14 protein-coding genes are annotated in these 18092 nt (G+C 65.7%); 8 read left to right on the forward strand and 6 right to left on the reverse strand.

What is annotated here, in order from left to right:
* Nucleotides 1-24: 24 nt before the first annotated feature.
* Nucleotides 25-1071 (forward strand): zinc-binding dehydrogenase, encoded by a 1047-nt coding sequence (locus RJ527_09545; protein WND77975.1) that lies wholly within the window; start codon nucleotides 25-27, stop codon nucleotides 1069-1071.
* On the opposite strand, the gene RJ527_09550 is transcribed toward RJ527_09545, so the two are convergent.
* Nucleotides 1068-1868: an RNA methyltransferase gene (locus tag RJ527_09550; protein WND77976.1), complete on the reverse strand. Its 801-nt coding sequence runs from the start codon at nucleotides 1866-1868 to the stop codon at nucleotides 1068-1070. The two genes, RJ527_09545 and RJ527_09550, sit on opposite strands and share 4 nt — an antisense overlap.
* 385 nt (nucleotides 1869-2253) lie before the next feature.
* On the opposite strand from RJ527_09550, the gene RJ527_09555 reads away from it, so the two are divergent.
* Entirely contained in the window at nucleotides 2254-2745 is a 492-nt protein-coding gene (locus RJ527_09555; protein ID WND77977.1) for a hypothetical protein, read from the forward strand.
* Nucleotides 2746-2795: 50 nt separating this feature from the next.
* Here RJ527_09555 and RJ527_09560 read toward each other — a convergent pair whose 3' ends face one another.
* Entirely contained in the window at nucleotides 2796-5177 is a 2382-nt protein-coding gene (locus tag RJ527_09560; GenBank protein ID WND77978.1) for an EAL domain-containing protein, read from the reverse strand.
* 180 nt (nucleotides 5178-5357) lie between these two features.
* On the opposite strand from RJ527_09560, the gene RJ527_09565 reads away from it, so the two are divergent.
* Entirely contained in the window at nucleotides 5358-5981 is a 624-nt protein-coding gene (locus RJ527_09565; GenBank protein ID WND77979.1) for a formyltransferase family protein, read from the forward strand.
* A gap of 10 nt (nucleotides 5982-5991) precedes the next feature.
* Here RJ527_09565 and cysS read toward each other — a convergent pair whose 3' ends face one another.
* The 4 genes from cysS to RJ527_09585 all read right to left on the reverse strand — a co-directional run bounded on the left by cysS (nucleotide 5992) and on the right by RJ527_09585 (nucleotide 11738).
* A complete protein-coding gene (cysS, locus tag RJ527_09570) occupies nucleotides 5992-7389 on the reverse strand; it encodes a cysteine--tRNA ligase (protein WND77980.1) in 1398 nt (465 codons plus the stop codon).
* Entirely contained in the window at nucleotides 7389-9050 is a 1662-nt protein-coding gene (locus tag RJ527_09575) for an NAD+ synthase (GenBank protein ID WND77981.1), read from the reverse strand. The genes cysS and RJ527_09575 overlap by 1 nt, the downstream gene beginning before the upstream one ends.
* A gap of 104 nt (nucleotides 9051-9154) precedes the next feature.
* Entirely contained in the window at nucleotides 9155-10297 is a 1143-nt protein-coding gene (locus RJ527_09580; GenBank protein WND78042.1) for a nicotinate phosphoribosyltransferase, read from the reverse strand.
* A 58-nt stretch (nucleotides 10298-10355) separates the two neighbouring features.
* Nucleotides 10356-11738 (reverse strand): 3-deoxy-7-phosphoheptulonate synthase class II, encoded by a 1383-nt coding sequence (locus tag RJ527_09585; protein ID WND77982.1) that lies wholly within the window; start codon nucleotides 11736-11738, stop codon nucleotides 10356-10358.
* A 233-nt stretch (nucleotides 11739-11971) separates the two neighbouring features.
* Here RJ527_09585 and RJ527_09590 point away from each other — a divergent pair, with 233 nt between their 5' ends.
* From RJ527_09590 to RJ527_09610, 5 genes are all read left to right on the forward strand, one after another.
* Nucleotides 11972-12793, forward strand: coding sequence for a DUF547 domain-containing protein (locus RJ527_09590; protein ID WND77983.1), 822 nt, complete (start codon nucleotides 11972-11974; stop codon nucleotides 12791-12793).
* A 118-nt stretch (nucleotides 12794-12911) separates the two neighbouring features.
* Nucleotides 12912-14261, forward strand: a complete 1350-nt coding sequence (gene hemN / locus RJ527_09595; protein ID WND77984.1) for an oxygen-independent coproporphyrinogen III oxidase — start codon at nucleotides 12912-12914, stop codon at nucleotides 14259-14261.
* A gap of 216 nt (nucleotides 14262-14477) precedes the next feature.
* Complete coding sequence (locus tag RJ527_09600) at nucleotides 14478-15434, forward strand: ABC transporter ATP-binding protein (protein ID WND77985.1); 957 nt, start codon at nucleotides 14478-14480, stop codon at nucleotides 15432-15434.
* Nucleotides 15427-16161 carry an ABC transporter permease subunit gene (locus RJ527_09605; protein WND77986.1) on the forward strand — a complete coding sequence of 245 codons (735 nt, stop codon included), beginning with the start codon at nucleotides 15427-15429 and terminating at the stop codon, nucleotides 16159-16161. The genes RJ527_09600 and RJ527_09605 overlap by 8 nt, the downstream gene beginning before the upstream one ends.
* Nucleotides 16162-16176: 15 nt before the next feature.
* Nucleotides 16177-18087, forward strand: coding sequence for a Gldg family protein (locus tag RJ527_09610; GenBank protein ID WND77987.1), 1911 nt, complete (start codon nucleotides 16177-16179; stop codon nucleotides 18085-18087).
* The last annotated feature ends 5 nt before the right edge of the window (nucleotides 18088-18092 follow it).

Here is an 18092-nt window from a genome sequence, read left to right on the forward strand (position 1 = left end):
GAAGAAACCAAAAGGACCAAGACGATGAAGGCAGTGGTGTTCCCCGGCGACCGCAAGATCGAGATCATGGATTTCCCCGACCCCCATCCGGGCCCGGGAGAGGTCGTTCTCAAGATCAAGGCGTCGGGCATGTGCGGCAGCGACCTGAAGTACTACCGCAACCCGCCGGGCACCCCGACGCTCGGCCTGGGCGAACGCAAGGGCCCGATCATCGCCGGGCACGAACCCTGCGGCGTGGTGGTCGAGGTCGGCGAGGGCGTGTCGGACGCCCAGGCGCGCGTCGGCGACCGCATGATGGACCACCACTATTCCGGTTGCGGCGTGTGCAAGCACTGCCGCACCGGCTGGTCGCAGATGTGCATCGACGGCATCACCGTCTACGGCACCACGGGCCATGGCGCCCATGCGGAATACATGAAGGTGCCGGCCCATACCCTGGTCCGGCTGCCGGACGATCTCAGCTTCACCACCGGGGCTGCCATTTCCTGCGGCACGGGCACGGCTTACGGCGCCTTGAAACGCCTGGACCTGGCCGGCGACGAGACGGTGGTGGTGTTCGGCCAGGGGCCCGTCGGCCTGTCGGCGACGCAGTTGGCCAAGGCCATGGGGGCGCGGGTCATCGCGCTGGACATCTCGGCCGAGCGGCGCAAGATGGCGGAAGATTTCGGCGCCGACGTAGTCATCGACCCCATGGGCAACGACGTGGTCGCGGCGATCCGCGACCTGACGGGCGGCGAAGGGGCGCACAAGTCCCTCGACTGTTCGTCGAACGCCGAAGCCCGTGCCTCGGCCGTGCGCTGCCTGCGCGCCTGGGGCACGGCCTGCTTCGTCGGCGAGGGCGGGCAGGTGACGCTCGACGTCAGCCAGGACATCCTGCGCCGTCAGGTCTCCATCGTCGGATCCTGGACCTTTTCGAAGAACGGGCAGGCCGATTGCGCCGCCTTCGTCGCCGAACGCAAGATCGATGTCGACGCCCTGTTTTCCCACCGCTTCACGCTGGATCAGGCCGACGAGGCCTACAAGCTGTTCGACACCCAGACGACCGGCAAGGGCGTGTTCGTGATGGATTAATCCTGGTTGGCGGGGTCCTTGGGGCCCCGCCGCAGGGCGACGATCACACCGCGCAGGATGCGGACTTCCTGATCCGTCAGGCGCGCGCGGCCGAACAGGTTGCGCAGGTTGCGGACCATGGTGGGGGCGCGTTCCGGCGGCTGAAGGAAGCCGCAGGTTTCCAGTTCCTGTTCCAGGTGTTCGAACAGGTGGACCAGGTCCTGATGGTCGGCGGGGCGCGTGGTCTTGGGCATGGCCAGGTCTTCGGCCGGCACGTCCAGGCCCGTCAGCCGCCATTCATAGCCGACCAGCAACACCGCCTGCGCCAGGTTGAGGGACGAAAACGCCGGGTTCAGCGGCACGTTCAGAATGGCGTCGGCAAGCGCCACCTCGTCGTTGTCCAAGCCCTTGGCCTCGCGGCCGAACAGGATGCCCGTGCGGGCCCCGCTTTCGGCGTGAATTTGTCGGATTTCCTCGGCCGCGCGGCGCGGGGTCACGACGCGCTTGGTCATGTCGCGGGACCGCGCCGTGGTCGCGATGACCAGGTTCAGGTCGGCGACCGCCTCGGCGGCGGTGGCATAGACACGGGCCTGGTCGATCACCAGGTCGGCGCCCGAGGCGGCGGCCCGCGCGGGCTCGCTCGGCCAGCCGTCGCGGGGGTTGACCAGACGCAGGTCCGTCAGCCCGCAATTGAGCATGGCCCGGGCGGCCATGCCGATGTTCTGACCCAGCTGCGGTTCGACCAGAACGACCGCGGGCGCGCCCGAGGCGTCGATTGTGTCGGCGTCGCCGCGCCGCGAGGAATCCGTGCCCGCCATGACTCGGATCAGGCCCTTTCGGGCGCGACGCTGTCGCAGGGCGCGGTGTCGAACGGATAGGCGGGGGTGTCCGTCATGGGGGCTGGCCTCGGTTTTCTGATCCCGGGCGCGTCGCCCGCCGCAGGGTTGCGGGAGAATGCCGAATGCGGCGGCATTTCTCAAGGGTTCCCGGCTGGGGGGCGGTTGCATCCGGGATCGGGATTTCTCAATGGCCGATTGGAAATTACTGCCCGGGCGATTATGTTGACGGGGTGAAAACAAAGGATCAAGCCGGTATCGCGGGCGCTTCGGCGGCCGTGAACGCGGCGGCCGCCGGGACGGGAGGGACGGCGACCTGAAGGGAACAATCGTGGCGTCAAATTCCGCGACGGCTGTGGGCAGGAACATGGTGAGCGAACCATCGCCGGAATATCTCGACCTCAAGGCGCGCGCCGCGTCGTCCAACCTCGATTCCGAGACCCTGCTGGCCACGGACTACCTCAACCATTTCAATGAAATCGTCATGTTGCTGGAAATGGTCCCCGACATGCCGGAGATCATGGAGGAAGTGAAGGCGTGGCGGCCCAAGGCCTATGCCGATCATTTCCGCGATTCCACCATCGCCGACCGGGACCTGGCCATCGAGGCTTACGATCACGTGCTGCCCGTCTACCGGGAGCCTTTCGACCATACGGTGGCGCAGTTGAACAACGTCGTCATGACCAGCATCCAACTTCTGGAACGCTATATCGAACAGGGGGACCAGGGCATGCTGCGCGAACAGGCGACGGTCATGTCGCGCATGATCCAGCGCCTGTTGGATACCGCATCGGGCATCATCCATGGCGCGACCAAGACCATGGACCAGGAAGAGATCGACGCCATCATCGCGACCTGAATGCCGTGCGGGCGGGGGACACTTGAATTGACGGTGACGGCGGCCGGCGGTTACTCGCCGGCGGCGGGCGGCGTCTTGAGAAAGGCGCTTGAGCCCGCCCGCGCCAGCTCCATGAACTTTTCATTGCTGACCGGCGGGCTGAACAGATAGCCCTGGCCGACCTGACAGCCCAGGGCATGCAGAAAGCCGACCTGGTTTTCCGTTTCAATGCCTTCGGCGATGATGTTCAGATTCAGGTTCTGCGCCATCGAGATGATGGCCCGCGCCACGGCCGAGGCGTCGCGGTCGTCGGGCAGCCCCGTGACGAACGAACGGTCGACCTTCAGGTTGTCGAGCGGGAAGCGGGTCAGATAGCTGAGCGATGAATAGCCGGTGCCGAAGTCATCCATCGACACGTTGACGCCCATGTCCTTGATGACCTTGAGAATGCGGATGGTTTCCTCGGCGTTGGAGACCAGCATGCTTTCCGTCAGCTCGACGTCAAGCAGGTGCGGGTCGAGCCCGCAGGTGTCGAGCACGTCCTTGATTTCGCCGGCCAGGTCACCGTGCAGGAACTGCATGGCCGACAGGTTGACCGCGATGTGGCAGGCGGTCAGCCCTTCCTTGATCCAGACCGCCGCCGTTTCGCAGGCTTGGCGCAGCACCCAGCTGCCGATGGCGACGATCAGGCCCGTCTCCTCGGCGACGGGGATGAACTCCACCGGGGACACCTTGCCCAGGTTGGCGTTGTCCCAGCGCAGCAGGGCCTCCGCCCCGATGATGCGGCGCGTTTCCAGGTCCACCTTGGGCTGGAAGACCAGTTCGAACTCGTCGTTCTCCAAGGCCCGGCGCAGGCCGCTTTCGACCTCGATCCGCCGTCTGGCGTCCTCGGACAGTTGTTCCGTGTAAAACTGGAAATTGGCCCGGCCCTGCTTCTTGGCGAAGTGGGCGGCGGTGTCCACGTTGCGCATCAGTTCGACCAGGGAATTGGCGTTTTTCGGGTACATCACCACGCCGATGCTGCACGAGGTGAAGACCTCGCGGCCATCGACCTTGAACGGCTGCGACAGGCTTTTCAGAACGTCGCGGGCGATCTTGGCGGCACGGGCCTCGTCGTCCATGCCTTCCAGGATGACCATGAATTCGTCGCCGGACAGGTGGGCGACCGTGTCCTGGCCGCGTACGCAGCCGCAGACGCGCTGGCCCGCCAGCTGGATGATGCGGTCGCCGATCAGATGGCCGAGGGCGTCGTTGATGGTCTTGAAATTGTCGAGGTCGAGAAACAGCACGGCAAAACCGACGCCGCAGGTGTCGGCCTGTTCGATGGATTCTTCCAGGCGTTCCGTGAACAGGTTGCGGTTGGGCAGCCGGGTCAGGGGATCGCGGGTCGCCAGGTCGCGCAGGCGTTCCTCGTTCTCCTTGCGCTCGGTGATGTCGCGCAACGCCCCGATGAACAGGCGCCGCCCGGAAAACCGCATTTCGCTGACCGCCAGTTCGATGGGAATGAGCGAGCCATTCTTGCGCCGGCCGATGACCTCGCGGGCGCTACCGATGATGTGGCGCACGCCCGTGTTGGTGTAGCGCGCCAGATAATGATCGTGGTTACCGGCGTCGTCCTCGTTCATCAGGACCTTTACGTTGGAGCCGACCAGTTCACCGGGTTTGTAGCCGAAAATTTCCTCGGCCGTCGGGTTCAGGGTCTCGATGGTGCCGGTCTCGTCGATGGTGATGATGCCGTCGGCGACCGTGTCCATGATCTTGCGCAGGTGTTCCTCGCGCGTCGCCTGGGCCTTCAGCGCGCGGTTCCGTTCCGTGACGTCGCGGGCCATGATGATGTAGGCGGTGCCGTCGCCGTCGTCCTCGTGCTCCTCATAGGGCAGGGCCGCCAGTTCGACATCCAGGGTCGTGCCGTCGGCCCGCAGCAGGACCATGGGCGTGCGCAGGCGTTCCTTGGTCAGGTTCTCGATCCCGCCCTGGAAATGGGCCAGGCTGTCGGCCTGCACGAAGTCGGTGAAGATGCGGCCTTTCAGTTCGACCGCGGGCCACACGCCCAACATGTCCGCGCCCGCCGGGTTGATCAGGTCGATGGCGCCGCCGCGGCATACGGCAATCAGGTCCGGCGCCAGTTCGATGACGTGGCGGAAACCCTGTTCCGTGCGCTTCATGTTCTCGAAGCGCTTGCGGTTCAGAAGGTCGTTGATGAAGTCCAGCATGCGCCGGCCTTCGGTCGAGATCACTTCGACGTATTCGCGGTAATGAGGGTTCGACAGCGGACCCAGGATTTCCTGGTCCATCATGTCGGCGAATCCGATGATGGTGTTCAAGGGCGTGCGCAGGTCGTGACTGAGGGTTTCCAGAAGGGTCTCGTTGGCCTCTTCCGTGGCGTCACCTTCGCTCTGAAGGCGCCCGCCCACCTGCCGGGCGCCGGGCTTGATTTCGTAGATGTCCGCCATTGAACCAGCTTGTGTTTGCCCCCTGACCATCTTTGATGGCCGTTTTCCGCGGGTTCGGGGGATTTTGCTCACCCTGTTCCGCATTATAGCGGGTGAAAGGGCGAAACCGTCAAGCTAGCCAAAAGGTTACATTGTTTTAGCGGGCTCGCCGCATGGCGGGTGGCGTGCTAGCGTTCGGCCATGCCGCATGAGATCATCCTGCTGACCGGCGACGTCGAGGGGCCCCATCTGGCGGCTGTCCTGATGGCCCACAACCCGACCGTTCACGTCAACCACGTCGATGGCGCGGATTCCCTGCGTCGCGCCCTCGATCTGGCGGGCGGGGCCGCCGCCAACGCGGGCCGGCGGCTGATCGCTTTCTGCACCGGGGTCGTGGTGCCGTCTGATGTTCTCGATGCCTTGCCGGGCCCGGCCTACAACTTTCATCCCGGCCCGCCGACCTATCCGGGAAGCTGGGCCGCGGGCTTTGCCCTGTACGACGGGGCAACCCGATTCGGCGCGACCCTGCATGTCATGGAGCGGCGCGTGGACGAGGGGGCGATCATCGACGTCGACTGGTTCGACCTGCCGGCGGGGTTGAAGCTGCGCTACGACGAGTTGGAGGTCATGGCCTACCAGCGTTGCGTCGGCCTGTTCCATAAATACGCGGCGCATCTGGCGGCGGACGATTCGCCCCTGCCCCCGTCGTCGGAAACATGGTCCGGGACCAAGCGCAGCAAGGCGGAGGCCGCCGCCATGCGCGAGCCGCCGCGCGATGCCTCGGAACAGGAAATCCGCCGCCGCTTCCGCGCCTTCGGCGGCTAATCCACTTAATCTAAATCCGCCGCCAAGTCGCGCCCCCGGCGCTGTCCTCGACCGCGATGCCCTCGGCGGTGAGGATGCCGCGAATCTCGTCGGCGCGGGCGAAATCCTTGGCCTGGCGGGCGGCGACGCGCTCCGCGATCAAGGCGTCGATCTCGGCGTCGGAAAGCCCGCCCGTCTTGACCGGCGGCTGCCATTTGAACCAGGCTTCCGGGTCCTGCTGAAGAAGGCCCAGAACGCCGGCCGCGGATTTCAGGACCCCGGCCGCCGCCGGTTTGGCCGCGTGATCCGCCTTGTTGGCGGCGGCGGCGAGGCTGTGAAGCTGACTGATCGCCAACGGCGTGTTCAGGTCGTCGCAGAGCGCATCCATCAGGGCCGCCGAAGCCTCATCGCTGTCCGCAACGGGGACGCCGCGCAGGGCGCCATAGAAGCCGTCCAACTCCGCCTTCGCCTCGCGGATGCCGTCCTTGGTGAAGTCGAGCGGCTGGCGGTAATGGGTCTTCAGCAGCGTCAGGCGGATGGCCTCGCCGGGGAATTCCTGCAAAAGGTCATGGACCGTGTAGAAGTTGCCCAGGGACTTGGACATTTTCTCGCCCTCGGCCATCAGATAGCCGTTGTGCATCCACACGCTGGCCATCACGTCCGTGCCGTGGGCGCAGCGGCTTTGCGCGATTTCGTTCTCGTGGTGGGGGAAGATCAGGTCCTGGCCGCCGCCGTGGATGTCGAAGGTCGGGCCCAGGATCTTGGCCGACATGGCCGAGCATTCGATGTGCCAACCAGGCCGCCCACGGCCCCAGGGGCTGGGCCAGCCGGGCAGGCCGTCTTCCGCTGGCGACGGTTTCCACAGCACGAAATCCGCCGCATCCTTCTTGTAGGGCGCGACCTCGACCCGGGCCCCCGCGATCAGCTCGTCCCGGTCGCGCCGCGACAGCCTGCCGTAGTCGTCCATGGCTGGCACGCTGAACAGCACGTGCCCTTCGGCCTCGTAGGCGAAGCCCTTGGCGATCAGCGTTTCGATCATGGTGATCATTTCGGGAATGTGGTCCGTGGCGCGCGGCTCGTACTTGCGGGGCAGGGGCAGGGCGCCCAAGGCGGCCATGTCGGCGTGGAACTGGGCTGCCGTTTCCTTGGTGATGTCCTCGATGGGGCGGCCGGTTTCCTGGGCGCGGGCGTTGATCTTGTCGTCCACGTCCGTGATGTTGCGCACATAGGTGACCTTGTGGTCCGGCGCGGGATAAAGCCGCTTCAGCAGCCGGTACAGCACGTCGAACACCACCACGGGCCGGGCGTTGCCGATGTGCGCGAAGTCGTAGACCGTGGGACCGCAGACGTACATGCGCACGTTCTTGTCGTCGATCGGTTTGAAATCGACCTTGTCGCGGGTCAGGGTGTTGTGCAGGCGAAGGGTCATCAGAACTGCTTTGTAAATCCGTTGGTGATGGGATAACGGCGGTCGCGGCCGAAGGCGCGGCCGGTGATCTTGACCCCCGGCGGGGCTTGGCGGCGTTTGTATTCGGCGCGGTCCAAAAGCACCCAGATGCGGCGCACCACCTCGGCGTCGAAGCCTTCCTTGACCGTGGCGTCGAAGCCCATTTCCTTTTCGACCAGACACATCAGGATGGCGTCCAACTCCTCATAGGGCGGCAGCGAATCCTGGTCCTTCTGGTCGGGGCGCAGCTCGGCACTGGGCGGCTTGGTGATCGTGCGCTCGGGGATCGCGCGCCCCTTCGGGCCCAGGAAGTCCGCCGGGCAATGCTGATTGCGCCAATGGCACAGCTTGAACACGGTCGTCTTGTAGACGTCCTTCAACACCGAATAGCCGCCGTTCATGTCGCCGTAGATGGTGGCGTAGCCGACGGACATTTCCGACTTGTTGCCCGTGGTCAGCAGCATATGGCCGAACTTGTTGCTGATCGCCATCAGCAGAAGGCCCCGCGTGCGGGCCTGGATGTTCTCTTCGGTGATGTCCTTGTCGCGGCCCGCGAACAGGGGGGCCAGCATGGCGTCGAAGGCGGTCATGGCCGGTTCGATCGGCACGCTTTCCAGCCGCGTGCCCATGAGCGTCGCCGCCTCGGCGGCGTCTTCCAGGCTGTCGGCGGAGGTATAGGGCGAGGGCATCATCACCGTCAGCACCCGGTCCGCCCCAAGGGCGTCGACGGCGACGGCGGCGGACAGCGCCGAATCGACCCCGCCGGACAGGCCCAGGACCACGCCCGGAAAGCCGTTCTTGTTCACATAGTCGCGCAGCCCCAGGACCATGGCGCGGTAGATGGATTCCGTGTCGTCGGGGGCGGCGGTGATCGCCGCCGTCTCGGGCCGGAAGGCCTCGCCGTCGCGGGTCCATTTGGTCAGGGCCACGTCGCTTTGCCAGCAGGCCATCTTGGCCGTCAGGGCGCAGTCGGCATCGAGCACGAAGGAGCCGCCGTCGAACACCAGTTCGTCCTGCCCGCCGACCAGATTGGCGTAGAGCAGCGGCAGGCCCGATTCCTTGACCCGGGAAACCGCATAGGACAGGCGCTGGTCGCCCTTTTCCACGTCATAGGGGGATCCGTTGAGGACGATCAGCATTTCCGCGCCGCTTTCGTCCAGGCATTCGGTCACGTCCTCGAACCACATGTCCTCGCAGACCATGACGCCGAGCCTGGCCCCCCGGAACGGCACCGGGCCGGGCAGGGGGCCTTGCGCGAACAGGCGCTTTTCGTCGAACACGCCGTAGTTGGGCAACTCATGCTTCAGGCGCACGACCTGGACCTCGCCACCGTCGAGCAGCAGGGCCGCGTTGTAAAGCTTGCCCTTGTCCCGCCAGGGGGCGCCGGTCAGCACGGCCGGGCCGCCGTCGTCGGTTTCCGTGGCCAGGGTCTTCACGGCTTCCTCGATCCTGTCCTGGAACGAGCGCTTCAACACCAGGTCTTCCGGCGGATAGCCGCACAGCGCCAGTTCCCCCGTGACCACCAGATCGGCGCCCAGCTTGGCGGCCGCGGCCCGGGCGTCCCGGACGAGCGCCAGGTTGCCCGCGACGTCGCCGACGGTCGGGTTGATCTGGGCAATGGCGATGGCCAGGGTTTCGGTCATGAAAGCTTCGCGGTGTTCGGGTTTTCAGAAGGGGTCGGTCAGGCGGCGGCAGGGTAGGGACGGCGGGGGAACGTGTCAACGAAACCGGCGCGGAATCGGCGGCGTTACGTGTCCTTGCCGGGCCGCCGCAACAGGAACTCGCGGCCCAGTTTCACGCGCGGCGTGCCGTCATAGGCGATGATGTCGGCGGTGGCGTAGGTCTCGTTCCAGTTGCTGGGCAGGTACGATCCCGTGCCCACCACGTCGATGGGCGCCTCCACGTCGGCCATGACCTTGCATTTCTCGACGTCGAAGCCGGACGAACAGACGATCCGGGCCTTGTGATGTCCGGCGGCGTCGAGGCGTTCGCGGAACAGGAAGATGGCGGCCGCCGACACGCCCGTGCCGGTCAGATAGCGCAGTTCCTTTTCATTGCGGTAGCGGCGCACGGCCAGCGGCACGTGGCGTTCCAGCACGGCGTAGCTTTCCTGGGGGTCGAGGCCTTCCATGTAGCGCCCGCCGTGGGTATCCAGGCGGAAGGCGAGCTTGCCCGCCGCGAGCAGGTCCGGGAAATGGGCGCAGACGGCCAGCGCGTCCGTGATCTCGGCCCCGAAATAGTCGGCGAGCACGGTCATCGGCTCGCCCGGGAAGGTCTCGGCGTACATTTCCGCCGCGCGCAGGGTCGATCCGGCGTAGCCGATCATGGCGTGGGGCATGGTGCCCATGCCGTCCGTGTTGCCGAAGTGATGGGCCGTCGCCTTGGTCGCGTTGCCGATGAAGCCCTTGGCCCCGGCCTGGTCGCGCGCGGCCTGCGACCCGACGGAGCACGCATAGGCCATCTGGTCGGCCATTTCCGTGCCGGCGCAGTGGCGCGCGTCCATGGCCATGAAGGCGACCTTGGGCAGGGTCGCGCACATGACATAGGCGTTGTTGGCGGCGACGCAGCAGGCCCCCAGTTTCTGGAGCAGCAGGGTTTCCAGATCGACCAGATGTTCGAGCGATCCGGTCACGTACATCAGGGGCTCGCCGGCGCCGACCCACTGGCCCTCGGCGAAATTGGGTTCGACCTTGAAGTCGGTCGACCGGGCGCGGGCGGCTTGCGTCAGCCAGTCCAGCGCGATACGCGGCGCGAACACGACGGGCCGGCGCATGAAGATCGCATAGGTGACCTGGGTGTCGCCGAAGCGGCGGACCGCCTGCTTGGTGCGCAGGAAATAATGATCGGCCCAGCGGGTGATCTGGTCCTCGAACCGCGTCTTGTCGGCCATGTCGTCCGGTGGCCCGTCCATGGAATGTCTCCCCGCCGCGCCGCCTGACGGTCCGCGTCTATGACGGCAGGGCGGCCTGTTTCAGCTTGGGCGTACGGGCTTCCTTCAGCATTTCCGCCACCAGGAACGCCAGTTCCAGCGCCTGACGGGCGTTGAGCCGGGGATCGCAATGGGTGTGATAGCGGTCGCTGAGGTCCGTGTCGGTGATCGCCTGGGCGCCGCCCGTGCATTCGGTCACGTCCTGGCCGGTCATTTCCAGATGCACGCCGCCGGCATGGGTGCCTTCGGCCTGATGCACGGCGAAGAAGTCGCGGACTTCGGACAGGATGCGGTCGAACGGCCGGGTCTTGTAGCCGCTGGACGCCTTGATGACGTTGCCGTGCATGGGGTCCGTGACCCAGACGACCTTGCGGCCCTCGGATTTCACCTTGCGCACCAGCGGCGGCAGGCCCTGGGCGATCTTGTCCGATCCCATGCGGGCGATGATGGTGATGCGCCCGGGGTCGTTCTTCGGGTTCAGCAGGTCGATCAGGCGGATCATTTCGTCCGGGTCGAGGGACGGGCCGGCCTTGAAGGCGATCGGATTGTTGATGCCGCGCATGAATTCCACATGGGCGCCGTCGGGATCGCGGGTGCGGTCGCCGATCCACAGCATGTGGGCCGAGGTGTCGTACCAGTCGCCGGTGGTCGAATCGATGCGCGTCAGGGCCTGCTCGTACCACAGCAACAACGCCTCGTGGGACGTGTAGAAATCCGTTTCGCGAATCTGCGGCGTGGTCTCGGACGTCAGGCCGCAGGCGGCCATGAAGCCCAGCGTTTCGTCCAGGCGGTCGGCCATGTCGGCGTATTTCTCGCCTTCGGCCGAGTCCGCGACGAAGCCCAGGTTCCACTGATGGACCTTGTGCAGGTCGGCATAGCCGCCCTGGGCGAAGGCGCGCAGCAGGTTCAGGGTCGATGCGGACTGGTTGTAGACCTGCATCAGGCGCTCGGGATCGGGAATGCGGGATTCCGGCGTGAACTCCATGCCGTTGACCATGTCGCCCCGGTAGGACGGCAGTTCGACGCCGTCGATGACTTCCGTGGGGGCCGAACGCGGCTTGGCGAACTGCCCGGCCATGCGGCCGACCTTGATCACCGGCAGGGCCGCGCCGAAGGTCAGCACGACCGCCATCTGCAACAGCACGCGGAAGGTGTCGCGGATGTTGTCCGGATGGAATTCGGCGAAACTTTCGGCGCAATCGCCGCCTTGCAGCAGGAAGGCCTCGCCCTCGGCCACCTGGGCCAGGGATTTCTTCAGCGAGCGCGCCTCGCCGGCGAAAACCAGCGGCGGCCGGCGCTTCAGCTGCGCTTCGACGGTTTCCAGGGCCTTCGTGTCCGGATACTCCGGAACCTGAAGGATCGGCTTGCCGCGCCAGGAGTCGGGCGTCCATTTGATCGCCATGAGGCACCTCTTCAAAGGCTTAAGATGTTCGTTTTCCCAGGGTATTTAACGACCCGATATAAGGGGCATCGTCGCGGATTTCCAGTTAAACCGGCGTTAAAGGGCGATTTCCGCCCCGTGACCGGGCATCCGCGGGCCGGTGACGGGGATGTGAACGGCTGTGTAGGGCGCCTGCCCGCGGATTATTCTATCTATGACGCCGATGCCGTTCCCTGCTTTTCAGGACCTTGCCGATGATCCGCGCCGCCGTCTTTCTGCTTGTCGCCGTCCTTGCCGCGCCCGCGTCGGCCGGCGGGCCCAAGGCCGAAATGTGGGACCGCTGGCAGGCCCACGACCCGGCATCGACGGCGCGTGTCAATCATGGCGCCTGGGGCCGCTTCCTCGCCCGTTACCTGCGCGTCGAGCCCGGGGGGGCCAACAGGGTCGACTATGCCCGCGTCACGGCGGCCGACCATGCGGATCTCGCGGCCTATGTCGCGAAGATGGAGGCGGTCGCGGTCTCCGGCCTGAACCGGCGGGAACAGATGGCCTTCTGGATCAACCTCTATAACGCGCTGACGGTAAAGGTGATCCTCGATCATTGGCCGGTGTCCTCGATCCGCGACATCGACATCTCGCCAGGCCTGTTTTCCGACGGGCCCTGGGGCAAGAAGCTGGCCGGGGTGGAAGGTGAAAAACTTGCCCTCGACGATATCGAACATCGCATCCTGCGTCCGATCTGGCGCGACCCCCGCCTGCATTACGCGGTCAACTGTGCGTCCATCGGCTGCCCCGACCTAGCGGCCCAGCCCTACACGGGCGACACGGTGGACCGCATGCTGACCGCCGCGGCGGAAACCTACGTCAACAGCGCGCGCGGGGCGCGCACCGACGCCGCCGGAAGGCTGATCGTGTCCAAAATCTACGACTGGTTCATCGATGATTTCGGCGGCACGGAGGCGGGCGTGCTGGCGCATCTGACGCGGTACGCCGGGCCCGACCTGAAGGCCCGCCTCGCCGGACGCACGGAAATCGACGACCATGCCTACGACTGGCGGATCAACGCCGCGCCCTGATGGACCCATGGGCTTATTTCCCCGGAATTTGCGCCAGATCAATTTCCTCCGACCCGTTCCGCGGTGATATGGGCGCCTGCCCGCGGGTGACCCGCGGCCCAACGGATGGAACCCGACCATGGACCGGCATCTTCTTGAAAAATATGGCGGTCCCGTGCCGCGCTACACCAGTTATCCCACGGCGCCGCAGTTTCACGACGGCATCGGCGCGGCGGCGTACGCGGACTGGCTGACGGCCCTCGGCCCGGGGGACGGGCCGGTGTCGCTTTACCTGCATATCCCCTATTGCCGCGAGCTCTGCACCTATTGCGGCTGCAATACCAAGATCACCCGCCGCTACGCCCCCATCGCCGGTTATGTGACCGACCTGACGGCGGAGATCGACTTGGTCGCGGCGAACGTCGGGGAACCGCTTGCCGTGTCCCATGTGCATTTCGGCGGCGGCACACCCAATATCCTGGGGGCCGACGATTTTCTCGCCTTGATGGGCCACTTGCGGCGATCCTTTGCCTTCGGCCCGGACACGGAGACGGCGGTCGAGGTCGATCCGCGTGTGCTCACCGGCGACATGGCCGAGGCCATGGCGGCGGCCGGCGTGACCCGGGTCAGCATCGGGGTGCAGGACCTGAACGAGGACGTTCAGCAGGCCATCAATCGGGTGCAGCCGCTGTCCGTGGTCCGGCGTGCCGTCGCCATGTTGCGCGGCGCCGGGATCAATGAGATCAATCTCGACCTCATGTACGGCCTGCCGCTGCAGACCGTCGACCGCGTGCTTGCCACCGTCGACCAGGTGGCGGAGCTTGAGGCCCAGCGCATCGCGCTGTTCGGCTATGCCCATGTGCCCTGGATGAAAAGCCATCAGCGTCTGCTTGACGGCCTGCCTCGGGCCGATGCCCATGGCCGCTTCGAGCAGGCCGAGGCGGCGGCCCGGCGTCTGGCCCGCTACGGCTACCGGCGCATTGGTTTGGACCATTTCGCAACGCCGGGCGACGGCTTGGCGCGGGCGCTGGATGCGGGCCGCCTGCGCCGCAACTTCCAGGGTTACACCACCGATACGGCCGACGTGCTGCTCGCCTTCGGCGCCTCGGCCATCGGTCAGTTGCCGGGCGGCTATGTCCAGAACGCGCCCGACAGCGGCACCTACCGCCGCCGGATCGAAGCCGGGCGGCTTGCCACCGTCAAGGGGCTGACCCTGAGCGGCGACGACCGCCGCCGCCGCGCCGTGATCGAACGCCTGATGTGCGACATGGCGGTCGACCTGGAGCACTTCGGCGGCACCGCCGCCTTCGCCGCCGAGCTGACGCGCCTCCACGCCATGGAGGGCGACGGCCTGGTCCGTGTGGCGGGCGCCCGGGTCACCATTCCCGAATCCGCACGCCCCTTGATGCGGGCCGTGGCGGCTGTGTTCGACGGTTACCTGAACCCGGTCGGCATCCCCTCGGCGGGACGCCATTCCATGGCTGTTTAGGCATCCCCAAGTAAAATTTCTTGCGTCGGGGGGGTTGCAAACTTCCGCTGGATGGGACTATCTGCCCAGCCGTTCAAGGTTGATCAACAACCGGCAACAAGTGGGAGAAGGGGGCCGTGAATTGCGATTGCCGCATTCCGGACATATTCGCGATTATCATTGCGCCGGTCCCCGTCCCGTGGGATCACGCACGCCAGTGGGGGTTGGTGACGCGCAATGTCTGACATGATCGTTCTTGAGAATCTGACCAAGCGGTTCGGTGACCTGACCGCCGTCGACGCCGTGTCCATGGCCGTCCGGCGGGGCGAGGTGCTGGGCTTTCTCGGCCCCAACGGCGCCGGCAAATCGACGACCATGAAGATGGTCTGCGGATACCTGACGCCGACCAGCGGCACCGCCCGGGTGCAGGGCCACGACGTGGTGACCGAACCGATGGCCGTGAAGGCCGCGATCGGCTACCTGCCCGAAGGGGCGCCGACCTACGGCGACATGCGGGTCTCGTCCTTCCTGCGCTTCATCGCTCAGATTCGCGGCTTCAACGGCGCCGAGATCGGCCGCCGCGTCGACCGGGTGCGCGAAATGGCGGCCCTCGACGAGGTCTTCAACCGCCCGGTGGAAACCCTGTCCAAGGGCTTCAAGCGCCGCGTCGGCCTGGCCCAGGCGATCCTCCACGACCCCGAGGTCCTGATCATGGACGAGCCGACGGACGGCCTCGATCCCAATCAGAAACATCAGGTCCGCAGCCTCATCAAGGACATGGCCCACGACAAGGCCATCGTCATCTCGACCCATATCCTGGAAGAGGTCGAAGCCATCTGTACCCGTGCCGTGGTCATCGCCCATGGCAAGCTGTTGGCCGACGGCACGCCGGAACAGCTTCTGTGCCGCGACGCACGCCACAACGCGGTCGTGGTCAAGCTGGCCGCCGATCAGGCCGACGACATCGTGGCCGGGCTGGCGGCGCTCGATCAGGTCGCGGGCGTGGACGCGCTGGGCGATCCGGTGAACGGCACGGCGGCCTTCCGCGCCCGGCCCAAGGCGGGGGCGTCCATCGTGCTTCCGGTCGGCGATTTGCTGAGGTCCAAGAACGTGACGCCCGAGGAAATGTACGTCGAGCGCGGACATATGGACGAGGTGTTCCGCGCGATCACCCAGGGGGGTGGCCATGCGTAACATCTGGATCATCGCCAAGCGCGAACTGGCCGGTTATTTCGCGACGCCGCTGGCACTGGTGTTCATCGTCATCTTCCTGGCGTTGACCGGCGCCTTCACCTTCTATCTCGGCCGCTTCTTCGAAAACGGCCAGGCGGATCTGGAAGCCTTCTTCCGCTTTCATCCCTGGCTGTACCTGATCCTGATCCCCGCCGTCGCCATGCGCCTGTGGGCGGAGGAACGCAAGTCCGGGACCATCGAACTGCTGATGACCCTGCCCGTGACCACGACGCAGGCGGTGCTCGGCAAGTTCCTGGCCGCCTGGGCGTTCTGCGGCATCGCGCTGGCGCTGACCTTTCCCGTCTGGGTCACCGTCAACGTGCTGGGCGAGCCGGACAACGGTGTCATCGTCGCGGGCTATGTCGGCAGCTTCCTGATGGCGGGGGCCTTCATGTCGATCGGCGCCTGCATGTCGGCCATGACCAAGAATCAGGTGATCGCCTTCATCATTTCGGCCACGGTCTGCTTCCTGTTCACCATGAGTGGCCTGGACCTGGTGCTCAACTTCTTCCAGGCCTGGGCGCCGGCGCTGATCGTCGACACGGTGGCCAGCCTCAGCTTCCTGGTCCGCTTCGATGCGGTCATGCGCGGCGTCATCGACCTGCGCGACGTGCTGTTCTTCGTGTCGCTGATCGCGTTCTTCCTGTTCACCAACGTGATCGTCGTCGAAGTGAAGAAATCGGCGTAGGGGGCGGGAACAGTCATGAACGCATTGAAGACCATCGACCGCAACCGTCTCGCCGTGATCGGCGTGGGCCTCGCCGCCGTCTTGTTCCTCGCCGTCAACCTGGCGGTCAATCTGTCCCTGCGCTCGGCCCAGGTCGACCTGACGGAACGCGGCCTCTACACATTGTCGGACGGCACGCGCAAAGTGCTGACCTCGTTGACGGAACCGATCACGCTGCGTCTCTATTTTACCCGGGCGCTGGGCGAAAGCTATCCGGGCCATCAGGCCTACGCCAACCGCGTGCGCGAGCTTCTGGAACGCTACGTCAACATCTCGGGCGGCAAGATTCGGCTTGAGGTCAAGAACCCGGAGGCCTTTTCCGAGGTCGAGGACGAGGCCGTCACCTTCGGCCTGCAAGGCCTGCCCTATGACCAGTCCGGCGACCGCGGCTATTTCGGCTTGGCCGGCACCAATTCCGTCGACGGCAAGGCCGTCATTCCCTACTTCACGACGGAGCGCGAGCCGTTCCTGGAATACGATTTGACCAAGCTGGTCTATTCGCTGGCGACCCTGGACCGGCCGGTTGTCGGCATGGTCGCGCGCCTGCCGGTCGAAGGCGGCTTCATGATGGGCCAGCGGCCGGTGCCGGCCTGGGCCGTGATCAACCAGATCCGCGAACTGTTCGACGTCCGCACCATGCCGGCCGAGTTCAACGCCGTGCCGCCGGAATTCGGCATGCTGATGCTGGTTCATCCCAAAAATCTCAGCGACGAAACCCTGTACGCCATCGACCAGTTCGTGATGCGCGGCGGGCGGGTGCTCGCCTTCATCGACCCCAACGCGGAAACCGAGGCCCCCAACCCTCAGGCGCCGGCGGGCCCGTCGGACATCGACCGGCTTCTGAAATCCTGGGGCGTCACCTTCATCAAGGACAAGGTCGCCGCCGACCTGCAATCGGCGCGCCGCGTCAACGTCCGTCACGAAGGCCAGATCACCCAGGTCGATTACGTGGCGTGGAATTCGCTCGACCGGCGTAATCTGGACACCACCGACGCGGTGGTCGCCGACATCCGCGACCTTAACGTCGGTTCGGCCGGGATCATCGAGCCGGCCGAGGGCGCGACCACGACGTTTCGGCCGCTTGTCACCACCTCGGAGAATTCCGAGGCCCTTGACGTCGCCAAGCTACAGGGCCGCATCGACATCGTCGGCCTGTTCCGCGATTTCAAGCCGTCGGGCAAGAAGCTGGTCATGGCCGCGCGGGTAACCGGCCCGGTCAAGTCGGCGTTCCCCGACGGGCCGCCGCTGATCGGCGAGGGCCCGGACGCCGAGAAGGCCCGTGCCGAGAAGGCCAAAACCCATCTGGCGGAATCGCAAAAGCCGCTCAACGCCGTGATCGTCGCCGATACCGACGTTCTGCACGAAGGCCTGTGGGCGGAAATTCGCAACGTCAACGGCGAACAGCTTATGGTGCCCTATGCGGGCAACAGCGACTTCGTCATCAACGCGGTCGAGAATCTGTCCGGCGGCGATGTGCTGCTGGGCCTGCGTTCGCGCGGGGATTCCAAGCGCCCGTTCCTGATGGTCGAGAAAATCCAGCTTGAGGCCGAGCGCAAGTTCCGCGCCGAGCAGGAAAAGCTGGCCCAGGAACTACAGGAAACGCAAAAGCGGATCGAAGGCCTGACCAACCGCGAAGGGGCCAACGGCGAAGCCATCCTGACGGCGGAGGAAAAAACCGCAATCGCCGAATTCCGCCGCAAGATGATCGATATCCGCCACGATCTGCGCAACGTGCAGCACGCGCTGCGCAAGGATATCGACGCGCTGGACGCCTGGCTGAAGTTCCTCAACATCGCGGCCATCCCCCTGATCCTGGGATTTGCCGCCCTGGTCATCGCCGTTGTTCGCCGCTTGAGCCGCGCCGGCGCGCGGCCGGTGACGGAATAGGGGAG

The sequence above is a fragment of the Thalassospiraceae bacterium LMO-SO8 genome, assembly GCA_031655335.1.
Lineage (GTDB): Bacteria > Pseudomonadota > Alphaproteobacteria > Rhodospirillales > Casp-alpha2 > UBA1479.